This window comes from Sulfolobus sp. B1 (assembly GCF_007050195.1).
Taxonomy (GTDB): Archaea; Thermoproteota; Thermoprotei_A; order Sulfolobales; family Sulfolobaceae; genus Saccharolobus.
On record NZ_QIMI01000365.1, the window covers coordinates 1 to 557 of the forward strand.

The 557-nt window shown below is 40.0% G+C and carries 1 pseudogene; it reads right to left on the minus strand.

Annotation, left to right across the window (positions count from 1 at the left end):
• Positions 1 to 557 (minus strand): annotated as a pseudogene (locus DMP16_RS10715) (peptidase S53); the annotation flags it as partial.

The following is a 557-nucleotide window of genomic DNA, read 5'->3' on the forward strand; positions in this document are numbered from 1 at the left end:
CCACCAGTACTGTAATCCCAACCACTTATTCCAACTATACTACCGTTTGAAGAAGCGTTTAAGAATATCCCACCAACTGAAGTGACATAAGGATCTGACTCTGGATACCAAATTGTATTATAGGTCCCTATATGGAAATTTGGAGGAGGATGGTCACTTTCATACCCCCAATCCCCTGACGCAGCTAGAACTGAAATACCCTCAGCAGCTGCTTGGAGCATCATGTTATGTATCATGTACAACATTGCTGGATAATAAGCAGCTAAAAATGACTCAGGTACTGTAACTGAGACAGAAATTTCTGTGGGGTCTAAGTAATTTACCATGTAGTAATACTCATACCAATAGTTAAGCAGATTACCAACTAATGGAGGACCACCTACATAGCCATTGCTAAATACTACAGTTATATTCGCAGCAGGGGCAAATGCACCAGACCATTCAGCATCTAACTCATTTTCTCCAGATTGCCCACCTGAAGTATCGTTACCGAAAATTATAACTTGTAAATGTCCAGTCCTTGGTATTTCATATAATTGCCAAAACTCGTAAACATC